This is a genomic window from Streptomyces sp. NPDC033221 (assembly GCF_055577005.1).
Map to the genome: position 1 here is coordinate 17,757 of NZ_JBVIQN010000042.1, position 18,711 is coordinate 36,467.

At 69.2% G+C, this 18,711-nt stretch carries 17 protein-coding genes and 1 pseudogene; 2 read left to right on the forward strand and 16 right to left on the reverse strand.

The window, feature by feature from the left end; translation table 11 throughout:
* The first annotated feature begins 200 nt into the window (after positions 1-200).
* A complete protein-coding gene (ku, locus tag ACZ53K_RS36835; protein ID WP_468845718.1) occupies positions 201-1,178 on the forward strand; it encodes a non-homologous end joining protein Ku in 978 nt (325 codons plus the stop codon).
* 391 nt (positions 1,179-1,569) lie between these two features.
* Here the strand turns inward: ku and ACZ53K_RS36840 are convergent, their stop codons facing one another.
* The 4 genes and pseudogenes from ACZ53K_RS36840 to ACZ53K_RS36855 all read right to left on the reverse strand — a co-directional run bounded on the left by ACZ53K_RS36840 (position 1,570) and on the right by ACZ53K_RS36855 (position 4,204).
* Positions 1,570-1,902 (reverse strand): hypothetical protein, encoded by a 333-nt coding sequence (locus ACZ53K_RS36840; RefSeq protein ID WP_468845721.1) that lies wholly within the window; start codon positions 1,900-1,902, stop codon positions 1,570-1,572.
* 423 nt (positions 1,903-2,325) lie between these two features.
* Entirely contained in the window at positions 2,326-2,802 is a 477-nt protein-coding gene (locus tag ACZ53K_RS36845) for an SDR family oxidoreductase (protein WP_468845856.1), read from the reverse strand.
* 5 nt (positions 2,803-2,807) lie between these two features.
* Positions 2,808-3,059: pseudogene (locus tag ACZ53K_RS36850) on the reverse strand (serine hydrolase domain-containing protein); the annotation flags it as partial.
* 680 nt (positions 3,060-3,739) lie between these two features.
* Positions 3,740-4,204 (reverse strand): nuclear transport factor 2 family protein, encoded by a 465-nt coding sequence (locus tag ACZ53K_RS36855; RefSeq protein ID WP_468845724.1) that lies wholly within the window; start codon positions 4,202-4,204, stop codon positions 3,740-3,742.
* Between the two features lie 75 nt (positions 4,205-4,279).
* Here ACZ53K_RS36855 and ACZ53K_RS36860 point away from each other — a divergent pair, with 75 nt between their 5' ends.
* Positions 4,280-5,134: a helix-turn-helix domain-containing protein gene (locus ACZ53K_RS36860; RefSeq protein ID WP_468845727.1), complete on the forward strand. Its 855-nt coding sequence runs from the start codon at positions 4,280-4,282 to the stop codon at positions 5,132-5,134.
* A gap of 377 nt (positions 5,135-5,511) precedes the next feature.
* On the opposite strand, the gene ACZ53K_RS36865 is transcribed toward ACZ53K_RS36860, so the two are convergent.
* The 12 genes from ACZ53K_RS36865 to ACZ53K_RS36920 form a co-directional block, all read right to left on the reverse strand.
* Positions 5,512-6,831, reverse strand: a complete 1,320-nt coding sequence (locus ACZ53K_RS36865; RefSeq protein WP_468845730.1) for an MFS transporter — start codon at positions 6,829-6,831, stop codon at positions 5,512-5,514.
* Positions 6,832-6,860: 29 nt separating this feature from the next.
* Complete coding sequence (locus tag ACZ53K_RS36870; protein ID WP_468845733.1) at positions 6,861-8,147, reverse strand: preATP grasp domain-containing protein; 1,287 nt, start codon at positions 8,145-8,147, stop codon at positions 6,861-6,863.
* Between the two features lie 50 nt (positions 8,148-8,197).
* A complete protein-coding gene (locus ACZ53K_RS36875) occupies positions 8,198-9,292 on the reverse strand; it encodes a radical SAM protein (RefSeq protein ID WP_468845736.1) in 1,095 nt (364 codons plus the stop codon).
* 218 nt (positions 9,293-9,510) lie between these two features.
* Positions 9,511-10,785, reverse strand: a complete 1,275-nt coding sequence (locus ACZ53K_RS36880; RefSeq protein WP_468845737.1) for an MFS transporter — start codon at positions 10,783-10,785, stop codon at positions 9,511-9,513.
* Positions 10,782-11,678 (reverse strand): class I SAM-dependent methyltransferase, encoded by an 897-nt coding sequence (locus ACZ53K_RS36885; protein WP_468845739.1) that lies wholly within the window; start codon positions 11,676-11,678, stop codon positions 10,782-10,784. The genes ACZ53K_RS36880 and ACZ53K_RS36885 overlap by 4 nt, the downstream gene beginning before the upstream one ends.
* 29 nt (positions 11,679-11,707) lie before the next feature.
* The gene (locus ACZ53K_RS36890) at positions 11,708-12,304 is read right to left on the reverse strand and encodes a flavoprotein (protein WP_468845742.1); all 597 of its coding nucleotides are present in this window, start codon (positions 12,302-12,304) and stop codon (positions 11,708-11,710) included.
* A gap of 2 nt (positions 12,305-12,306) precedes the next feature.
* The gene (locus tag ACZ53K_RS36895; RefSeq protein WP_468845745.1) at positions 12,307-13,314 is read right to left on the reverse strand and encodes a hypothetical protein; all 1,008 of its coding nucleotides are present in this window, start codon (positions 13,312-13,314) and stop codon (positions 12,307-12,309) included.
* A gap of 3 nt (positions 13,315-13,317) precedes the next feature.
* The gene (locus ACZ53K_RS36900) at positions 13,318-14,364 is read right to left on the reverse strand and encodes a nitroreductase family protein (protein ID WP_468845748.1); all 1,047 of its coding nucleotides are present in this window, start codon (positions 14,362-14,364) and stop codon (positions 13,318-13,320) included.
* Positions 14,361-15,659 (reverse strand): YcaO-like family protein, encoded by a 1,299-nt coding sequence (locus ACZ53K_RS36905; RefSeq protein ID WP_468845751.1) that lies wholly within the window; start codon positions 15,657-15,659, stop codon positions 14,361-14,363. Before ACZ53K_RS36905 ends, ACZ53K_RS36900 begins: the two co-directional genes overlap by 4 nt.
* Positions 15,660-15,787: 128 nt before the next feature.
* Positions 15,788-16,528, reverse strand: a complete 741-nt coding sequence (locus tag ACZ53K_RS36910) for a SagB/ThcOx family dehydrogenase (protein WP_468845753.1) — start codon at positions 16,526-16,528, stop codon at positions 15,788-15,790.
* Positions 16,529-16,538: 10 nt separating this feature from the next.
* The gene (locus tag ACZ53K_RS36915; RefSeq protein WP_468845756.1) at positions 16,539-17,615 is read right to left on the reverse strand and encodes a SagB/ThcOx family dehydrogenase; all 1,077 of its coding nucleotides are present in this window, start codon (positions 17,613-17,615) and stop codon (positions 16,539-16,541) included.
* 20 nt (positions 17,616-17,635) lie between these two features.
* A complete protein-coding gene (locus ACZ53K_RS36920; RefSeq protein WP_468845759.1) occupies positions 17,636-18,628 on the reverse strand; it encodes a SagB/ThcOx family dehydrogenase in 993 nt (330 codons plus the stop codon).
* Between the last annotated feature and the right edge of the window lie 83 nt (positions 18,629-18,711).

Here is an 18,711-nt window from a genome sequence, read left to right on the forward strand (position 1 = left end):
GCTGAACCGGCAACGAGACCACTCCGAACACACGACCAGATTAGTCCGCCCTACAGATCCACATCAGGGAAGAGACACAGGCTCTGAACAGGCTGGCGCCCGGCCGGCCTGAAGCGTGCCTCCCCGTCGAAGCAGGTCGCAGATGCTCCAGAGCGGTCGTCGTTCTACGCTGAAAAGCCCCGCGGAAGGGCAGGTCAGCTATGCCGCACTCGCTCTGGCAGGGAGCCTTGAGCTTCGGGCTGGTCACCGTGCCGATCTCCCTGCACGCCGCCACCGACAGCGGGCCGTCCGTCTCGTTCGTCCGCGTGCTCAAGGCCGACGGCGGGCGCGTACGCAACCAGCCCACCTGCTCCCTGGCAGAGGCCGAAGTGCCGACCAAGGAAATCGGCCGCGGCTACGAGACCGGCGAGCGCGTCGTCCCGCTCACCGACGACGACCTCGCCCAGCTCCCGCTGCCCACCGCCAAGACCCACACCATCCTCGCCTTCGTGCCGGCCGGTGACGTCGAACCGCTGCAGATCGAACGCGGCTACTACGTCGCCCACACCGGCCCGGCCGCCAACAAGCCCTACGTCCTGCTGCGCGACGCCATGGAGGACCACGGCTCGGTCGCCATCGGCAAGATCGCCCTGCGCAGCAAGGAGACCCTCGCGCTGGTGCGGCCGATGGGGGATGTGCTGGTGCTGCACTCGCTGCGCTGGCCCGACCAGATCCGCACCCCCGCCGGCATGGTCCCCGACCGGCCGGTCGACATCAGCGAAGACGAACTCGCCGCCGCCGAGGAGCTCATGGACGGCTACGGCCCGCTGGACCAGGAGGACCTGCGCGACCACTACCGCGAGCAGGTCGAGGAGATTGTGGCGGCCAAGCAGGAGGACCGGGAGCCCGAGGCTACTGGTGAGGTTCCCCAGCCTCGCGGGCAGGTCCTGGACCTGATGGCCGCCCTGGAGGACAGCGTCCGGGCCGCCAAGAGCGCCCGCGGGAAAGACGCCGACGGTACGCAGGCCTCGGTGACGCCGCTGCGCGCCATCGAGGACGAGGTCACCGGGACCACCAAGCGCTCCTCCGCCCGCAAGAGCACCCACACGCCGAAGGAGGCCAGCGGCAAGAAGACCACCGCCAAGGCGAAGAAGACCCCGGCGAAGAAGAAGGCGACCGGCGGCCGCCGCGCGGGCTGACTGCCGCAGCAGGGCCCGATCCATGGGTCCGGGCTGCCGTCCCCAGCCGCAGCGTCGCGTGTGCCGGCCACGGTGGTCCTGGCCGCCCGCACGGTGGTCAGGAGAGGGGAGGCGGTTTTCGAGGCGGCGGTACGGCCCGCAGCACTTCCCGCAAGGGCCGTGAGCCAGCCGCCCGCACCGCGAGGATGTGGCGGTCGACGACGGCTGGCCTTGGCCACGAAGGCGTGGCAGTTCGATACCGGGCCGAGGAACTTGATGGTGTGGGTGACCTTGCGTACCGCGGGCTTCAGACGTGAGAAAGGCCGACGACGGGCGGCGCGCCAAACAGGGCCAGCCGCCACAGCAAGCACATGAGAGTGAACTGTGGCGGCTGGTAAGAGGAACAAACAGCCTAAGCGAAGGCGGGGTCGTCGTTGGCCTCCATCGGCGCCTTGTACGAGTAGCCCTTGGCCTTCATGCAGCCGGACCACTTCGTGAAGGCCGCGACGACCTTGGGATCCGTGCGCGACTCGTTGAACGCTTCGCCGCTGACCTGCTGGACGACATCCGCCGGCTGGGCCGCCGGAACAGAGCCGTCGGCCTGGCTCTCGGACTCGTCGGCCTCGCCCATCTCCCGGTAGAACTCCATACGGTCGGCCGGCGGCAGGGCCGCGGCCACCGCGTGCTGGGTACGGGGCAGCGACGGCGGCTCGCCATCACCGTGGTGTACCGGCTGTGCACTCATGGACTCGTCCTTCCGACAGTGTCGAGTCTGCCGCCTGGAGGCCATGCCACGCGGTGGCCGGTGAGAGCCGACCCAGTTGCTCCGCGGGCCTTCGACAGGCGGTAGCCGGTCCCGGGCGGGGCGCTCCAGTCCCGTGCCTTTCCCGTAACCAGTGGGCCCAGGGAGCTGCACCCCCTGGGCCCACTGGACGCGGGCGTGCTCGGCAATGATCACCGCGCTCCTGTTCACCAAGACCTCGACCGTGTCCGCGCTCACAGTAGGGCGGGTGACGGGCAGTCGGGTCACGGCTGTTCCAGTGCCCGCTCCTGGGCTGGGTCGGCCTGCGCTGGCCCAGCCTGTCAGGTGGCGGGCCGGCCCGGCTGTCAGGTGTAGATCCACTCCTGGGCCCGCGAAAACCGGAACCTTCGGGCGCACGCGAAAGGTTCAGCCAGTCCGCTCGGCCAAGAACGCCTCCCAGGTGCGGGTGCCCGACACGCCGCCGTGAGCGGCCAGATTCTCCCCGGCCCGATACACGCGGCCGACCTTTCCGGGCATGCGGACCGGCAGCAACGGGCGCCGTTTTCCGGTCGCCTTCAGGTAGCCGCTGACCAGTTCGCCCAGTTCGTACACCGTCGGTCCCGAGAGTTCGGGGACCATGCCCGCCGGTTCGCTCAACGTCAGCTCCGCCATGCAGGCCGCGACCTCGCGGGCGTCCACCGGCTGCCAGCGCATTCCGCCCGGTGCCGGTACGACGGGCAGCTTCCCCATCTTCTCCGCCACCGTCAGCGCCAGGTCGTGGAATTGGGCCGCCCTCAACGTCGTCCACGGAATTCCCGAATCGGCGACGGCCCGTTCCGCGCCCAGCTTCGCACGGAAGTAGGCCAGCGGAATCCGGCCCGCGCCGATGACCGATATGTACACCAGGTGCCGTGGGTCAACGAGTGGTATCCGGCCGCCGTGCCCGGCTCCCACCGCGGAGCCTGGGCTGCGAGCCGCGCCGTGGCGGACGGCCAGTCGTAGAGCTCCTCGACCGGGCCGTCCCAGTGGGGCAGGCCCGCAGTGTGCGCAAGCAGGTGCCGTACCAGCACCCTGTCCTTGCCCGCCGTGGCGAACTCCGGCCAGTACCGGGCCACCGGCGCGTCCAGGTCGAGCTGACCGCGGTCAGCCAGGACGAGTGCGCGCACCAGGTCCTGGGCCACGCCGGCCGACAGCGCGGCGGACAGGACGGCGACCCGGGCGCGACAGGCGCCGAGCCAGTGCAGCAGGCGCTCCAGCAGGTGTTGCAGGTAGGGGGGGTGTAGTCGTGGGCCTCGTCGATGACGACGGTGCGCCCGCACAGGGCCAGCATGCGCAGCGCGTCGTAGCGCACCGACAGCACCGCCATCAGCGCCTGGTCGATGGTGGCCACCGCGAAAGGGGCCATCAGCGCCTGGTCCCAGCCGCTCAGGAACGACGAGGGCACCGTCACCCGGCTCTCGGGCCGTCCGGTGCGCTCATACGCGGCGTCGAACACCTCATCCAGCGTGATCTGTTCCTGCCCCGCCAGGCGGTCATCGGGGTAGGCGGCGCTCAGCCAGCTGTGGTTGTGCACCACGGCGACCACTGCCATGCCGGTGATGATGCGTCTGGCGATGCTTCTCCCTGCTGTTCCGGCCCCGCTCACACATCGGCGAGATAGGCGCGGCGGGCTGCTGTTGAGAACGTGTCAGTGGCCAGTTGGAATTCCCCACTGGCGGCCGGTTGGCGGGGAGGTATCTGGCCGCCAGCGATCACTCGGTGTTGTGGTTGTCGACGGTGGGCGTCCTGCTGGACGTGCGACGGAGGCGCCGACTCAGGTTCACCGGCCCAGGTCCGTTGTTCATCGGGCTGACCGGTTCACGACCGGATCGGGGACAACTACTGACAGATTCTGTGGAACTTCACCCGAGACCATGCGGAGACCGCGGGCGGTGTCCACGTACTCGCGGGCCCGGTGGATCAGCCCGTCCCGAAGTTCGAGTACGAAGCAGAAGTCGTTGCTGTAGTGGTTGCTGTTGGCGAGCGTTGCCGTCATGGTCGCCTCCACGACCGCCCACTCGCCGTCGGCGTGGAGGCCGTGGAAGGTGACGGTGACGTCACGCGCGTACAAACGGGGGAAGTCCTGGGCGAAGAAGCGCACGATCGCCTCCCTGCCCACCATGTGGTGGGTCCCCCCAAGCGCGACCGCGGTGGGGTTCCCGGGCTGCGACAGCCATTCGGCATCCTCGGTGAGGACCGCGGAGATCCGGCCCGGGTCGCAACTGGCAAGCGCCTGGAAGGCTTTCTCGATGATGCTGCGGTTCATGAACCCACTGTCGCCGTCAGTGCACGCCGGTGTCTTGGACAAATGTTCCGACCGATCTCCTCATACCATGGGGAGATGCGAGCCCCCGTGCGCGAGCGTGAGGCGGTGGCCAGGTGGGACGTCACGAGGCCGCCACGGCCCAGCCGGACGGCTGGCGTCAGCCTGGCCGGATTCCGTGACCGCAACGCGGGCCCGGTCGACGTGCCAGTGGTCCCGCACCCGGCCGTCACGTTGGTCCTGGAGTTCGGTGACGGCCCGTTCGCCGTGGGCGACGCCACCGGCCGACAACAGCGCGGAAGTTTCCTTGCCGGCCTCGCACCCGGTGCCGTTCGCCTGCAGGGCGAGAACGTCACGTGCGTGGAGGTGCGCCTGTCTCCCGTGGTCGCTTACCCCGTGCTGGGCGTCTGTCCGGCGGAGCTGGACCGCACCATGGTCGCCCTCGACGACCTGTGGGGCCGGGATGTGTCACGGATCCGGGAGCGACTGGCCGATGCCCCGTCGTGGGAGGACCGTTTCGCGCTGACGGAGACCCTGCTCGCCCGTCGACGTGAGACAGGGCCACGGGTGGACCCGGAGGTGGTCCGCGTCTGGGACCGGATCGTCATCAGCCGGGGCCGGGTCAGGATCGACGATCTCGCGAGCGAGGTCGGGTGGAGCCGCAGGCGCCTGTGGTCCCGGTTCCGGCCGCAGATCGGCCTGCCCCCCAAGCGCGCTGCGACGCTGGTCCGCTTCAGGCATGCCGCCCACCGCTTGGCCGCAGGCGACAACCCGATCCGGGTCGCGGCGGAGTGCGGCTACGCCGACCAGTCCCATCTCCACCGGGAGGTTGTGGCGTTCACCGGAATGACTCCGACGACGCTGGCCGGTGACCCAGGGCTGGCAGTGGACGACCACGCGTACGCGGGCACAACGTCGGTGAAGACAGCCTGATCTCCCGCCCCACGCAGTACACATCGCTCAGCACGGGCGCGTGAATGGCGTCCGCTCTCGCGCTCGCTGCGCCACACACCCCCTCATCTGTGCACGTCAGAGAGCCCACCGCTAGGACACGGAAATGAGAGACTTACGGACACTGGGCCGCGAGTCGGCAACTGGGCCCACCCCACCTCCGCCCCCACCCACCACTGACCCCGACCGGCACCACACCCCAACTACACCCCCTGAAATCACAGGCGTGGAAGGACGACCACGCGCGGCAAACCCGCAGCCCTCGCGGCCGTCAGGAACGGGCCCATCCGTGCTTCTGCGGCAGTGCGCTCGGCTCACATATGACGGGGTCGCAGCCGACGGGTCCTCGCCGTTCTGCACTACCCGGGCTCCTGACCGAACGCCCCGCGCCCGCACTCCGGCGAGCCGTCGCCGGGCTTCAGCAGCTGGCACTCTGTGACGCTCACGGCCTCGGCTGACGCGGCGTCCCGGCCCTGCAGGGGGCGGGGTTCGGCCTGCTGACGTTCGCTGATGCCGTCCGCCGTCCCCGGTCGTGGACGGCCCGCGAAGGTGAGGGCCGTTAGCGCGAGCACCACTGCAGCGGCGATCAGCACGGCGGTGGAAGGCCGGACGTGGGAGAGGAGAACACCGGTGAGGACCGCGCTGACCCCGTAGCCGATGCCGCTGCCGGCGTACTGGAGGGAGTAGCCGACGGGGTGCAGGTCGACGGGCAAGGCTCGCTGGAGGGACATGTTCCGGGCAATCAGCACCATGGCCTGACTGAGGCCTGCGGCCAGCAGCAGGGCTGCCATGGCGCCGAGCGCTGGGACCACGGCGAACACGGCCACCGCCGCGATCGTCACGCACAACAGCAGGGTGCTGTGGTACTCGGTGCCTCCCGGCCAGGTCCGCACCCCATAGACCAGCCCTCCGAGGATGCTGGCCAGAGCGAACCCCGTGAGGAGCGGCCCGCTGTACGAGACGGGCAGATTCCGCTGTTCGAGCAGCGCGGGCAGGGCAAGTTCGACCGTCGCCAGCAGGAACATGGCAGCGGTACTGGTGCAATAGATCCGCCAGGCGGAGCCCAGTTGTGCGGCGGTCCCTCGCGGCGCTCTGTCCCGGTCCGGCCGCCCGGTCTTCTCCGGGAGCAGGAACGCACAGACCGCGCCCGCCGCCGTCGCCATGGCGGCGATGACGAACGGCACGGTCGCCGACCAGTGCACTGCGGTCGCCGCCACGAGAGCCGGTGAGACCGCCCACACTGTCATGTTCAGCGACGATTCCCAGCTGAGCGCGGAGTTCAGATCCTTGCTGGGAACCAGGTCCACCACCATGGCACGCAGCGCCCCCGGGACTGCGGCACTCGCCGCCCCGGCGAGTGCCGCCAGTAGGGCGGTCAAGGCGATCGGAGCGCCGGGCACCAGGGCGAGCACTGCGAAGCCCACCGCGCTGATGACGGTCCCGGCGGCGATCTCTCTCCGGAAAGGACGGGTCCGTAAGCGGATCCCCAGCAGCGGCGCTCCGACTGCCTCCGCCGCCGTGAACGCTGCGGCGATGACCGCGCCGGACGCGTATCCGCCGGATGTCTCCCGGGCAAGGAACACGAACGCCAGCGGTGCCATCGCCACCGGTAGTCTGCTCGCGGCCACGGTGAATGACCAGACGGCCATGTGCCGGCTGATCAGACCGCGGTACGACATGGGCACTCCTCTGCCGGGCGAGCGAACGGTCAGGGATGGCGGAGGCCGCCCCCTTCGGAGGCCAAGGCTCGTTCCAGCCCGGACTCCAGGGAAAGCCCTTCCTCCCAGGTGGGTGCCAGAACGGCATACTCGACGGTGCCGTTGTCCCCGGTGCCGTCCGAGCAGATGGCGATACCCCGGCGGGTCACGGCATCCCAGGCGAGCCCGTTCGTCTCAAGAAGCCGGATGAGGGAACGGAACGAAGGGGCGAGGACGCCGCTGCGGCTCAGCAGGATGTGGCTGTCGGCCCAGTCCGGCCCGACCAGGGTCTCGGCGATGCTCTGCAGATGAGTACTCCCCCCGAGCCGGGCGTTGACCTCGTTGAACCACACGTCCTCCGACGGTGAGACCACCGCGTCGATGCTGGCCAGACCTACGTATCCGCACTGCTGCATCAGACGTGCCAGCGACAGTGCCCCTGTCGAGAATTCCTTCCATACGTTCTCGGGAACCGTCTGTTGGGGCAGCGTGAGACCGACGAGGATCGGGGGATCCCCGCCCATGCGCAGTTCACCGGCGTTCACGATGGATGGCGCGGTGCCGCCCCCGGGACAGTTGACCTCGGCATAGATCGATCGGCATGAGGGAATGAACTCCTCGACCACCAGGTCGCCGTGAAAAGCGCCGGCGAGGGCGGGACCGGCGGCGGCGAGCACATCCGGCAGGTCTCCCGGGTCGGTGAGGACTGCCTTCGACACGGCTCCGGTGGCCTGGAGACCGGGGTCGGTGGTCACCACGAGGTTCCCATGACCGGCGACCCCGCGGTCCTGCTTGATGATCACTGCGGTGGTGTGTTCCAGCAGCCGCTTCACCGTGTGCGTGAGGTCGGTGATGGTCCCGCACGGCATGCCCGCAGGAATGGCGAGTCCCGCCCCGGCCGCGAGGGCCCGGAATACGCCTTTGCTGTTGAACAGTTCGGCGCCGCCTTCCGACAAAAACGAGGGCACGCCGTCATCGCTGAGACCGACCGCTCGAGCGAACGCCTCGGCCCCACGGTCATGGACGAAAGGCCGGAACTCCCACTCCGGGCCGACCAGACTCCGCAAGGGGCCCAGCATGTGCTCGCTGCGCAGGTGCTCCTGTGTGAAAAGGCCACTGTCCGGGCTCACGACGTGGACGCTCGATGGGTTCAGACCCGTGTGGCGCGCGACGTATGCGAGGAAGGCCTGGGGAATGGGGCGGGGCACCACGACGGCGTCGCCGTCCTTCAGCATCCAGGCCAGCCGGTTCAGCACGAAGGCGATGCCGCGGCACTCTTCCTCGGGGAGGAGGTCCACCCGGTCGATGAGGGAGTCGCTGTACAGGTTGCCCAGCCAGAGCCTTGGCATCATGCCTCCTCTTTTGCGCCGTTGCTGTCCAGGTACCAGACCTGGAGAAGTCCGTTCTCATCGACCCGCGCCGAGGCCGGGAGCGACCATCCGGGCACCCAGCTCTTGCGGTCCTCGTAGGAATAGCCGGTCTGGACCAGGACCCGGTCGCCGTCCCGGCCGATGAGCGAGCCCTCGTACAGGGAAACCTTCCCCACGTCGGTCATCAACGTGAACTGAGGTTTCGCCCGCCCGGAGGTCGACCCGGAGGCCGCCAGCCGGCGAAAAAGGTCCAGACCCCGCGCAATCGAGGTCCGGTGGTGGTCCATGCCCCGGATCGGAACGCAATGGAACAGATAGTGCGCCTCGATGTCGAGATGGCGCAGCTCGTCGTAAAGGGTCACCAGTGTCGGCAGGTCGTCATTGACGCCGCGCAGCAGTACCGTCTGGTCGTAGATCCGCACCCCGCCCGTCTGAAGATCTGCGTATGCCCGCCGCACCTCCGGGAACAGTTCTCCCGGATGATTGACATGGGTGGCGATCTCGACACGGAATGTCGTACGGGGACGCAGCGCGCGGATCATGCGCGCGTCAACGCGACCAGGGTCCTGGAGAGGCACCCGGGTCCCGATGCGCACGACTTCGACTTGCGGTGCGTGCCGCTCGACCGCGTCAAGGAAGAAGTCCAGACGGTCGACGAGAATCAGCGGATCGCCTCCCGTCACCAGGATTTCGCGGACCTCGGCATTCTCGGGCGCGCAACCGGTGTAACGGGCGATGCGCTCCAGTTGATCGGTGGACAGAGTCCGCGTCTGGTACTGCCCGCGGATGCACCAGCGGCAGTGCGCGGCGCACACGGTCGTGGGTTCCACCAGAAGAGTCCGGCGGTAGAGCTTCTCGACGCCCGCCAGCTCCACGCCTTCGAATGCCGTACGCACCTCGGACTGATAGTGCCGGGCGACCTCATGGGAACGGTCGACGGCTTCCGCAGGATCCACGACGTACTGCAAGTCCAGGAAGGACAGGTCTTCCCCGCTGTCCCTTCCCTCGGAGATCTTCTGTCGCAGATAGGGAGATATCTTCTCGGCGAAAACGCCGTTTCTGGCTCCTGCCATGGTGGTGCACCTCCGGTCAGATCACAGGGCGAGGCATACCGAGCCCTTCGGATAATCCGGCGGCCCATCTGCCCATGGCCGCCGGGCAGTACGGCAACCGTCCTTTCGCGCGTGCCCGGCCCGGACGGCTTCCCACTGCGGCGGCGCCCGCACGGGCGCCCGCCGCCACCGGGCACTGCGCCGCGTGCAGTCCGTCCCCGCCTGTCCCGGCAGCGCGCTCATGCGTTCCCCGCCGGCGTGGCCGCGTCCGGCTCCACGGCATTGGTGATCCGCGTCGCCGCCCGGGGCAGGAAGCGGTGCAGAGGCACACAGCACGCGGCCGCCGCCAAGGCGAACACCATGAGCGTCCACCACAGCGCGGTGCTCCCCGTCCCCAGCAGCCAGCCGTACAACGCGGGTGCGAGAGCTGTGGCCACGGCCGAGGTCAGCTGGAAGGAGGCCAGGTACCGGCCTCGCAGTCCGATCGGCGGAGTCTCCGCGGCGAGGGCGTCCAGTACCGGATCCGCCGTCATCTCTCCGACGGTGAACACCACCGCGGCCAGCAGGACGAGAACCACACCCGTTGTGGTCCCCAGCGTCCCGGCAGCCCAGAAGACCGCGTAGGACCCCGCCACCAGCCAGGCCGCCACCACCAGCAACAGGGACCGCGTCGCACCGGTCATCGCACTGATCAGGCGCCCCTGCCCCAGACTGACCAGGAGGGTGTTGACGACCAGAACCGCCCCGGAGAGCCAGCCGGGCAGACCCAGTTGCTCCACCACGTGGAAAGGCACGGCCACCGCAAACGCCATGCTCGCCAGCGTCGAGCAGAAAGCGTACGCAAGCAGCCACCGGTAGCCCCGGTCGCCCAGTACCGTCCGCCACCCGCCACCGTCCTGCTGAAGGGCTGCCGGCGATCGGCCGGGGCTGCGCACACCCACCATGACGAGGAAGGAGACCAGATAGGACAGGGCGTTGACCATCACGACGGCCTGGAAGGCCATGGCATGGTCCAAGGAGATGGCCGTGCCACCGAGCAGGGCGCCGACGGCGAAACCCACGTTGCGGACGGCCGCGAGGAACCCGAACCACCGCTCCCGCTCTCCCGGTGGGCTCGACCCCGCCACCAGCGGGCCGAAGGAGGTCCAGAACGCCGCCCGCCCCACGGCCGCCAGAGCGGCCACCAGCGTCACCCCGGCGAACGAGTCGACAAAGGGATGGGCGGCGAACCCCACCAGCTGCAGCACGTTGCCCGCCTGGAGCACCTGCTTGGCCCCGTAGCGGTCGACGCACTGTCCGGCCACGGCCGTCAGTGGCAGCGCCAGCAGTGAGGCGGCCGACAGAGCCAGTCCCACTTCCGCGAGCGACAGCGGGGTGCTGCGCAGAAAGTAGAGCAAGGACACCGGCATCCAGGTTCCGGTGCCCAGGGTGTCGACCGCCACCGCGACCAGCAGACGCCGGTGGCCCCGCATGGCGGGATAGCCCCAGGTGGACATCGCTCCGATCCTCTTCACGGTGAGGAGGGGACCGCGCCGTGAGGCGCCCCCGCCGGAGCAGAGCCCCCGCCGCCCGCCGCGGCCCGTCGGCCCAGCGGGCCGTCGCACCGGTAGCGGTTGATCCGATACGCCCGTGTCCGCTCCGAGGCCCGCTCGCTGTACGCAGCGACGGCCCGGCGGTGCTCCGGGCCGAGCCTCGCGGCCACCGCCGGGGGAAGGCATCCGAAGTGCGTGGAACATTCCAGCCGTACGCCCGGGTGCCAGCGCTCCGGCGACCGCGGATCGTCGTTGTGCCAGGTGACGCGTGCGGACAGCCGCCCCAGCACCTCTGGATCGTTCTGTTCCGCAGCCAGCTCCCGCCCCACGCTGTCCATCGCGAGAGCTGAGCCCGGGAGTTCTTCGCACGCCAGCGTGAACACCCGCCGTACGGCGTCCTCGGGGAGAAAGGCGAGAACGGCTTCGGCGATGAGCAGATACGGCGGCGGCAGTTGCGCCACCCGTGCCGTCCAGGAAGGGTCGGTGACCGAAAGCGCCATGGCCCGACGGCGGCCGGTGTCCGGGAAAAACGTCCTGCGCAGACCGATCACATCGGGAAGGTCCACATCGAGCCAGTGCACCCGCCCGTCGTCCAACCTCTCAAAGCGCGTGGTGAGTCCGGCTCCGAGCTCGACCACCGTGCCCCCGGGCGAGCGGTCCATGAACTCCCGGACCCAGCTGTCGAACACAAGTGTGCGCAGATTTACGCCGAAGACATTTCTGTAGCCTGCCAGCCGGCCGAAGTCGTAGTCGAGCCGGGAGACCACGTCCACCGCATACGGGTCGTTCAACAGAGCACCGCCGCTGCGGGTCTCCAGCGCCCGCGCGTAGAGCGGGACGAGCAGCGACTCCTGGACGGCGCCGAGCCTTGGCACAATCCTGTCCGCCCCGTTTCCGGCACTCTTCACGACGCGCACCGCCGCGTGCCCCTGCCCTGCGTAGCGACCCGCGCCAGGACGCCCAGGACTGCGGTGATCGAGGGCATGGCGCCGTTCTCCCGCGTTCCGCTGTGCGCCGAGACACCGCTGCCCGTGGGCACCAGGTGGATGCCGTCCTCCTTGAGTGTCACCAGGTTCCGCCGTGTCGCGGGCCTGGCCTCCAACGGCCCGAGAGACGGTGCCACGACGATCGGCGCCGCGGTGAACGCTGTGATGGCGAGGGCGAGCGAGTCGGTGATGCCGTGCGCGTGCTTCGCTATCCAGTTGGCGGTCGCGGGCAGGACGAGGACGACTTCGGCCCATTCAGCGGCCTCACGGTGGTCGACCCGTCCCGTGCCGGGGTACCAGTCCGGCCCCAGTACAGGATGGCCGCTGGTAGTGGCGAGAGCATCGGCTGATACCAGACGGGTCGCGGTGTGCGTGACACACACCCTTATGTCCCACCGGTACCACTCACGCAGACAGAGAATCCAGCTCGGCACGAAGGCCGCCGGAAGGGCTCCCGTCACCACGACGAGCACCCGGCCCTGGGAAAGACGGATCTCCGGTCGCTGTTCTGCCATGCTCACCTCTCCTCCTTCATCGCGGTCTCCTGCCGAGCACCGGACAGGGCCGGACCCGCGGCCTGTTCGAGCCAGGAACCGAAAAGCTTCGTGCCTTGCGGGCCCTTGAGAACGCCGACGGCGTGTCTCAGCAGCAGCCGTGTTCCGTCTCTCAGCTGACCGGGAGGAGCCTGGGACAGATCCGTCCCGACGTAAGAACGCCACACGGCGAGTGTCTGCTCGTAAGCCCGGTCCGGTTCGTCTCGCACAGCCGCGCTGCTCGGTGTGCCACAGCACGGAACCGTGGCGGGCATGTCCGGGAACCCACCCGTCGACAGGTGCAGCCACGCCGCGGTCAGTCCGGTCAGCACCGCGGCCTTGTTCCTGTCGGCGGCCGGGCCGGCACGGGAGGTGTGCCGGGCTCTGTGCAGGGCGCCCTCCCTGCCGAGTGGACCCGCCAGGGCGACCCACCGTGCCCACCCGGGCGGCATGGCACCGTCCGGATGCGCGAGCAGCACCTCGGTTCCCGGACAGCAGGCGCAGCCATGAGCACTACCACAGGGGGAAAGGGCGAGCCGCCCCAGTGGATGCAGCAGTTCGGCCCGAGCGGGATACCGCAGCCGCCGCGCCACCAGTACTGCGGTCGGATCCGGATCGCCGGCGTAGCCGTAGAGTCGGGCTGTCGCCGACGGCACTTGCCGACGCGCCCAGGTGACGTATCGCGCGCCCTCATGCCACGGCTCGGTCCACACCAAGCGGGGCAAGGGCGTGCCCGCGGAATCCGGTACCGCCACGATCCACGGCTGCGACGCCGTACGGACGGTGCGGAAGCCGTCGCCCCACGCCGGACGCCACCGGCCGGAGTCGACCCCTTGCCGGAGGGCTTCCAGCGTGCTGCGGCTCAGCGCCGGACCCGCGACCTCGGCCAGTTCGGCCACCGCGGCCTCAGCGTCACTGCCGCCCGCACGCAACGCCCGCTCCGCATGGCGCAGGGCCGCCACCGTCACACTGTCGCCTGCCAATGGCCGCACCGCTCAGCTCCCCTCACGGACGGCGGCACGCAGGACGCGCGTGGCGAGGATCGTCCCGGGCACGCCGGCACGCCCGAAGCTGACGAGGCTTCCCCCGGGTGTGTCCGCCTCGTGCGCCGTTGCACCGAATCGTTCGGCGGCGACGCGCATGACCTCCAGCAGATGGCCCAGGTCGAGGAGGATGGTGGGGTACGCGGCACTGGTGCGGTAGCGCCATTGCACCCGGCGGACCGCCAGGTGCACCACGACTGCCGCGTCGCCCGGTACCAGGACGGAGTCCTGAGCCAGGGCGCGCCCCACAGCAGTGACATCCGGCCGCTCGTCGTCGGTGAGCGCCACCAGCTCGTGACGATCCGGGTCGTACGTGTGCGCCGAGAGGGCATCGTCGGCCCAGCGGCAGACGACGGAGAGGTCGAAGGGATGCGCCGCGCCGTGGGACGGCGGCATCCTTCTGCTGCGCGGCAGAGACCCGATCGCGGCATCGTCGACCATGGCATGAGCGAAATACAGCACCCCGCCGAGTGCCTCCAGTAGGTGCCCACCATGGTCGATGAACGGATGGGGCAACCACACCCGGCGGGCGTCCTGCGGGAATTCGGGCAGTGCCGAAGGGGGACGCTCGTCACGGGCGTACGACCCCATGAGCGCGATGTCGTCGCCGATCAGGTCAGGATCACGGTAGTCGACCGGCCTCGCCATGTTGGCCAGGTCCCAGTCCTGCAGGGCCGGAGTTCGGTATCCGGCGCAGTCGGCCGGCTCCGCCGGGCCCAGCAGCCCGGCGGCCTGTAGTGAGGCAAGACACCCGGCGACGGCTGAGTCCGGTACCCCGGCATCGAGCGCCAGCCGCTCCAGACCGGCGCGGTCGACCACTCGCCGCCGGGCCAGCGCACCGATGAGCTGCCACAATGCGCTGTTCCTGATCACGACACCACGGGCACCGCCACGTCCGGCGACATCGGCGAGCCAGCGACCGTCCCAATGGATGAGCGCACCCGAACCCGGCACTGCCCACAGATCCTGCGGGCGATTCCCGGTCTGTGTGGTCGTCATGCCCCGCCCCCCAGGAACTCGGGTGTCAGTCCGCCCTCGGCGGAACGACACTGGGGAGAGAAATGCCGTGCCCCCGGCAGGACCACCCGGACAACATGCAGTCCCAGGGCGTCGGTGAGCTGATCGCCGCAGTCGCAGTACGCCGTGCGGGTCCCGAGAGCGTCCAGCACCGAGGCAATTGACTCGCCATCCGGTCGGTCCTCGCCGCGACTGCGATGGGACGGGTCCGCCGCCGCGAGCTCCCCGCCCGGCGTGCATACGTCGTCGACAGGAAATGCCCGGTGGAAACGTGCACCGAAGTCGCCGGGCACCGCGGTGTGCCCAGTGACCGGACCGAACTTGGCGTCGCCCGCTGGGGTGAACGAGATACGGGGCGCCGTGTGCATCTGGTATGCCTCGCGGAAGGCAGCACGAACCGCGCTCTCCATATCGACCGCCGCGCCGCTTCCGAATGCCGCCGTCGCGCTCCGGCCATGCCCCGGAGTCAGGACGAGACAGCCGGCCACGTACCAGCCGCCCTGGCGGATGTGCCACACCTCCACGGAACTGGCGGGCAATGCCTGCCTGCCGTCGCGCAGCCAAGCATGGGCACGCGCGCTGTGCCCGGCGCACCGGCGGCTTCCCCGGCCGGTCCACCACGTGTACAGCGCGGTCCGTTCCAGCTGCTCGCGGGCGCCGCGGAACAGGGCGGACTCCCTGACCGGATGGGCTGCCATCCCGGTGGAGTCCGTCCGGACGTCCGAACCGGGGTGACGGCGCTGCGAGTCGATCACAGTATGGTCGAGTGGCAGCCAGGCGGCCTGTCCGTCACATGTGTCGCGGGCCGACACCCACCAGCACGGCTCGCCGTTGGACTCCCCTAGTACGACGTGCCCGGCGCCTGTCGGGCGCACTGTGAAACGGGTCCGTTCGCGGGGCCGTCCCAAGGTGCACCGGCGCTCCAGCGCCTCCACCCAGCCCACCGTCACAGCCTCCTCTGGCGTGTCGGCGGCGCCACCGCCGACCACGGCCGGATAGCCGCGGGTACCAGGGGGGACGGTCAGGACGACATCCGACAGCCACAGCCCGACTCCTGCGTCGTGGACAACCTGCTGCCCCAGCAGCGGCCCATCGGGCGGCGTGGCGTTGTCCGGCCCGCCCAGCTCCATTCGGGCCCCGATCCGGTCATGGGTGCCGCCCGGGTGCCGGGGGCAGAACGGGTGCAGGACCACGAACGCGTTCTCGGCAACAGGGCGGCCGGGGCCCGTGGTCAGCTCCGGCTGATCCTGCCCGGCCCCGGGAAGCCCCTTCTTCAAGACATCCTGTTCCGCCCTCCACAGGGAACGGCATGTCCCACAGGACGAAACGGGGAGGCTCAGCCCCCAGGACGCGGCTCCGGGCCCGGCGCCCGGAGCGCTGTGTCGTGCCGCGTGGCCGACCGCCGTCATGGCAACACCACCCCGTACACGGGAAGCCGGAGCGGTTGGTCCGGGTGGAGCAGGCGGGCCGCACGGTCGTCGAGGAAGCCGCCCACCGGGCAGTTCGCGACACCCAAGAGATTCAAGGCAAGGGTGAGGTTTTGCCCCATGTGCCCCGCTTCCAGGAGCGCGTATCTATACCCCCGCTCCCCGTACCGGGCACCGTAGACCGCCAAATCGGCGGTCAGCATCAGCAGCGCACGCACCTCAGCCGGGCGGATGACCGTAGTCCTGAGCAGCGCGGACACATCGGCGCCGGCCCCACCCTTTCGGGACACGAGAGTGCCGTCGCGGCCCCACTCATACACAGCGGAAGTCATGCCGTCGACGTCTTGCACGACGGCATCCAGGGACACCGCGTAGCAGCCCCCAGCACTGGGGTAGGGGTACCGGCCGGAGCCCGGATCCGGTGATAGAGCAGCCCCAAGGGCCTGTTCCAGCGACAGCGCCTCCAGCCTCCCGGCTCTCTCCCGGCCGGAACGGCGCCCCGCGGTCACCCGTACCAGCTCCTCCAGTCCTTGCCGGCCGGGGGCACCGGCAGGCGGATCGTCCGCAGCGTCCGGCGCTTGCGACCCTGGCCCGGGCAGCAGGTCGGCAGGACACGGCTCGGGGAAGTTCCCGAAGGTGCTGATCCGGTGGAAGCCCAGCGCCGCCTGGACGAACCACTCCGCGGGCAATTCCACGTCCACGGCCTCCGTCGCGCTCATGACTCCGCCCCTAACCGGCCGCGACCAGGTAGACGCCCGACTCGTCGAAGCGCTGCGTGCCCAGCAGAACGTCCACCGATTCCGGCAGGTGCGCAGGCGTGGGAAACGTCGTGAACCCCAGCGCCGTCAGTGTCACCAGGTAGCGCTGGGCGAACTGCCCGAGGATCGTCATCACCGTCCGATAGGCGCGCGCGTCATGCGCGTACCGGAACATGTGACGTTCCCACACCACCGACAGCAACAGGGCGAACGAGCCCCCGCCCGCCCGCTCCTGGCCACTGAAGGCGTCGCGAACCTCTTCCCTGAGCACACCTCGCCGAACCAGACAGAGCCGGTGGCCGTCCGGGTCGTAGTGGTAGAGGCCGGGCTCGATGCCCTGCACGTCGAAGGCGGCGACATAGCTCTCAATGTCCCCGTAGGTGTTCTCCAGCAGCACGGACGGACGTGTGAGGTATTCCTGCTCGGCCCGCCTGCGCAGTTCCACGAGCGGACGATTCGCATCCAGCAGCACCCGGCTCAGCAAGGCCGGCGTCATGGCCCGCTCAGACCACGGGACGTGGGTACGACGCGCCAACAGCACCTCGCCGAGATCACGTTCGGGGTAGGGGTCCGGCTCCGGAAGCGGCAGGTGCACGTCGGTTTCGACATGCTTCCAGAAGGACGGCGTACCGTGCGATGCCATGCGTTCCCGCAGCACCGCGTCGGGGTCGCTCGGACGGGCAGCGTCCAGCACATCGGCGTAGGGCTGCCCCTCGGTGCGGCAGTGGAGGATGAGCGCGTCCAGCCACCCGTATTTCTGCCAGCGCCTGGCCTCGTCAAGAAGAACATGCTCGGAGGACGCGTCCCTCAGCACTCCCGACGAGACAAGCCGCATGACGACGTCCCGGCACTTCAGCCGGGACCATCCGGTCACGTCGGTACACAGTTCGACCAGATTCTCCTCGCCTTGTGGATCCGTGATCCGACCGAGAAAGGCGAGCAGCCGGACATCGGGCAGACGGACGGATTTACCCTCCAGTAACAGGTCACAGACAAGCGGCTCTTCAAGCCGCACCCGCATCAGGGAATTGAGGGTGTACGACGCCACGACTTCCACCTTTCCTGTTTCTAGGCGAGCGCCATGAAGGCGAGGGAAGGATTGAGCAATCGCTCGTTCCGCAGAGCCTGGGCGACCGCCCCCTCATCCATTGAGAAGGCCCGCAGTGACCGCCATCCCATACCTGAGGCAACCAACGCCATTGTCTCCAGAACGTGCCCGGCGTCGTAATGCAAAACCCGATAGGAATGACTCTCCCGATAGCGGTACATGCTGAGTTCGACGCGGCTCGTCAAAACAAGCACCACCGAAGGTGCCGCCATGTTCCAGCGGGCCACCCCGACGATCTTCTTCTCGACCCATTCCCGATCCGTTCCGCCAGGAATGCATTCCAGAACGTGATCCTTGACCGAGTAGTGGTAGATCCCGCTGTCGAGACCCTCGATGTCCAAGGAAATTACATATGCCTCGGTAGGGTGCCGGCTCCCACCGGAAGGACTGGCCTTGCGGACGTGCTCGCCCGTCACCGGAAGTCTCTTCGTGCCGGTCTTCCCCGCACCGAACCAGAGAACCTGGACCAGATCCTGGAGAGTGTGCCGGGCCGTACCGCCGCCCGTACCGTGCCCCGGGCCTTCGAGCACATCCGCGACCGAGAGGCCTGTGGTCGTACGCGGCGGGGGCAGGGGGATGACGCGGGCGGAGACCGGCGGCATGTGGACCGGCGGCTGCTCCTCCTCACGCAGGTACTCCCGCATGAGCGCGACATCGTGCCGTTGACCGTTCTGATCACCGTAGTCCACCCGTGGGATGGCGTCCGTGGCAGCCTGATAGCTGAAGGCATCCGCCCAGCCATACCGATGCCACAGTTCCCGTCCGGCGAACAGGTCCCGTTGGCCCGGCGCGTCGTCACCCACGAGGACACCCAGATCCAGCAGGCGTGTCAGCTCCCGCTGGGCCACCTCGCCGGACACCTCGCCCTCGTCCGCGATCCAACGCACCACCTCGGCACTCGGCGTCCACTCGTCCAGCCGCGTCAGGAGAGTGAGCAGACGGTGGTCCCGCACGAGACGCGCACTGTACGACCGCAGCCCACAAGGGCTCTGGACGTACATGTCGTTGCCCACGCGCCGTAACTGAAGGTCCATCG

What these genes read in the sequence shown, in the direction of transcription:
- ACZ53K_RS36900 (WP_468845748.1), bottom strand. Translation starts at nt 14,364, where the DNA reads ATGACGACCACACAGACCGGGAATCGCCCGCAGGATCTGTGGGCAGTG.
- ACZ53K_RS36855 (WP_468845724.1), bottom strand. Translation starts at nt 4,204, where the DNA reads ATGAACCGCAGCATCATCGAGAAAGCCTTCCAGGCGCTTGCCAGTTGC.
- ACZ53K_RS36875 (WP_468845736.1), bottom strand. Translation starts at nt 9,292, where the DNA reads ATGGCAGGAGCCAGAAACGGCGTTTTCGCCGAGAAGATATCTCCCTAT.
- ACZ53K_RS36865 (WP_468845730.1), bottom strand. Translation starts at nt 6,831, where the DNA reads ATGTCGTACCGCGGTCTGATCAGCCGGCACATGGCCGTCTGGTCATTC.
- ku (WP_468845718.1), top strand. Translation starts at nt 201, where the DNA reads ATGCCGCACTCGCTCTGGCAGGGAGCCTTGAGCTTCGGGCTGGTCACC.
- ACZ53K_RS36890 (WP_468845742.1), bottom strand. Translation starts at nt 12,304, where the DNA reads ATGGCAGAACAGCGACCGGAGATCCGTCTTTCCCAGGGCCGGGTGCTC.
- ACZ53K_RS36860 (WP_468845727.1), top strand. Translation starts at nt 4,280, where the DNA reads ATGCGAGCCCCCGTGCGCGAGCGTGAGGCGGTGGCCAGGTGGGACGTC.
- ACZ53K_RS36910 (WP_468845753.1), bottom strand. Translation starts at nt 16,528, where the DNA reads ATGAGCGCGACGGAGGCCGTGGACGTGGAATTGCCCGCGGAGTGGTTC.
- ACZ53K_RS36840 (WP_468845721.1), bottom strand. Translation starts at nt 1,902, where the DNA reads ATGAGTGCACAGCCGGTACACCACGGTGATGGCGAGCCGCCGTCGCTG.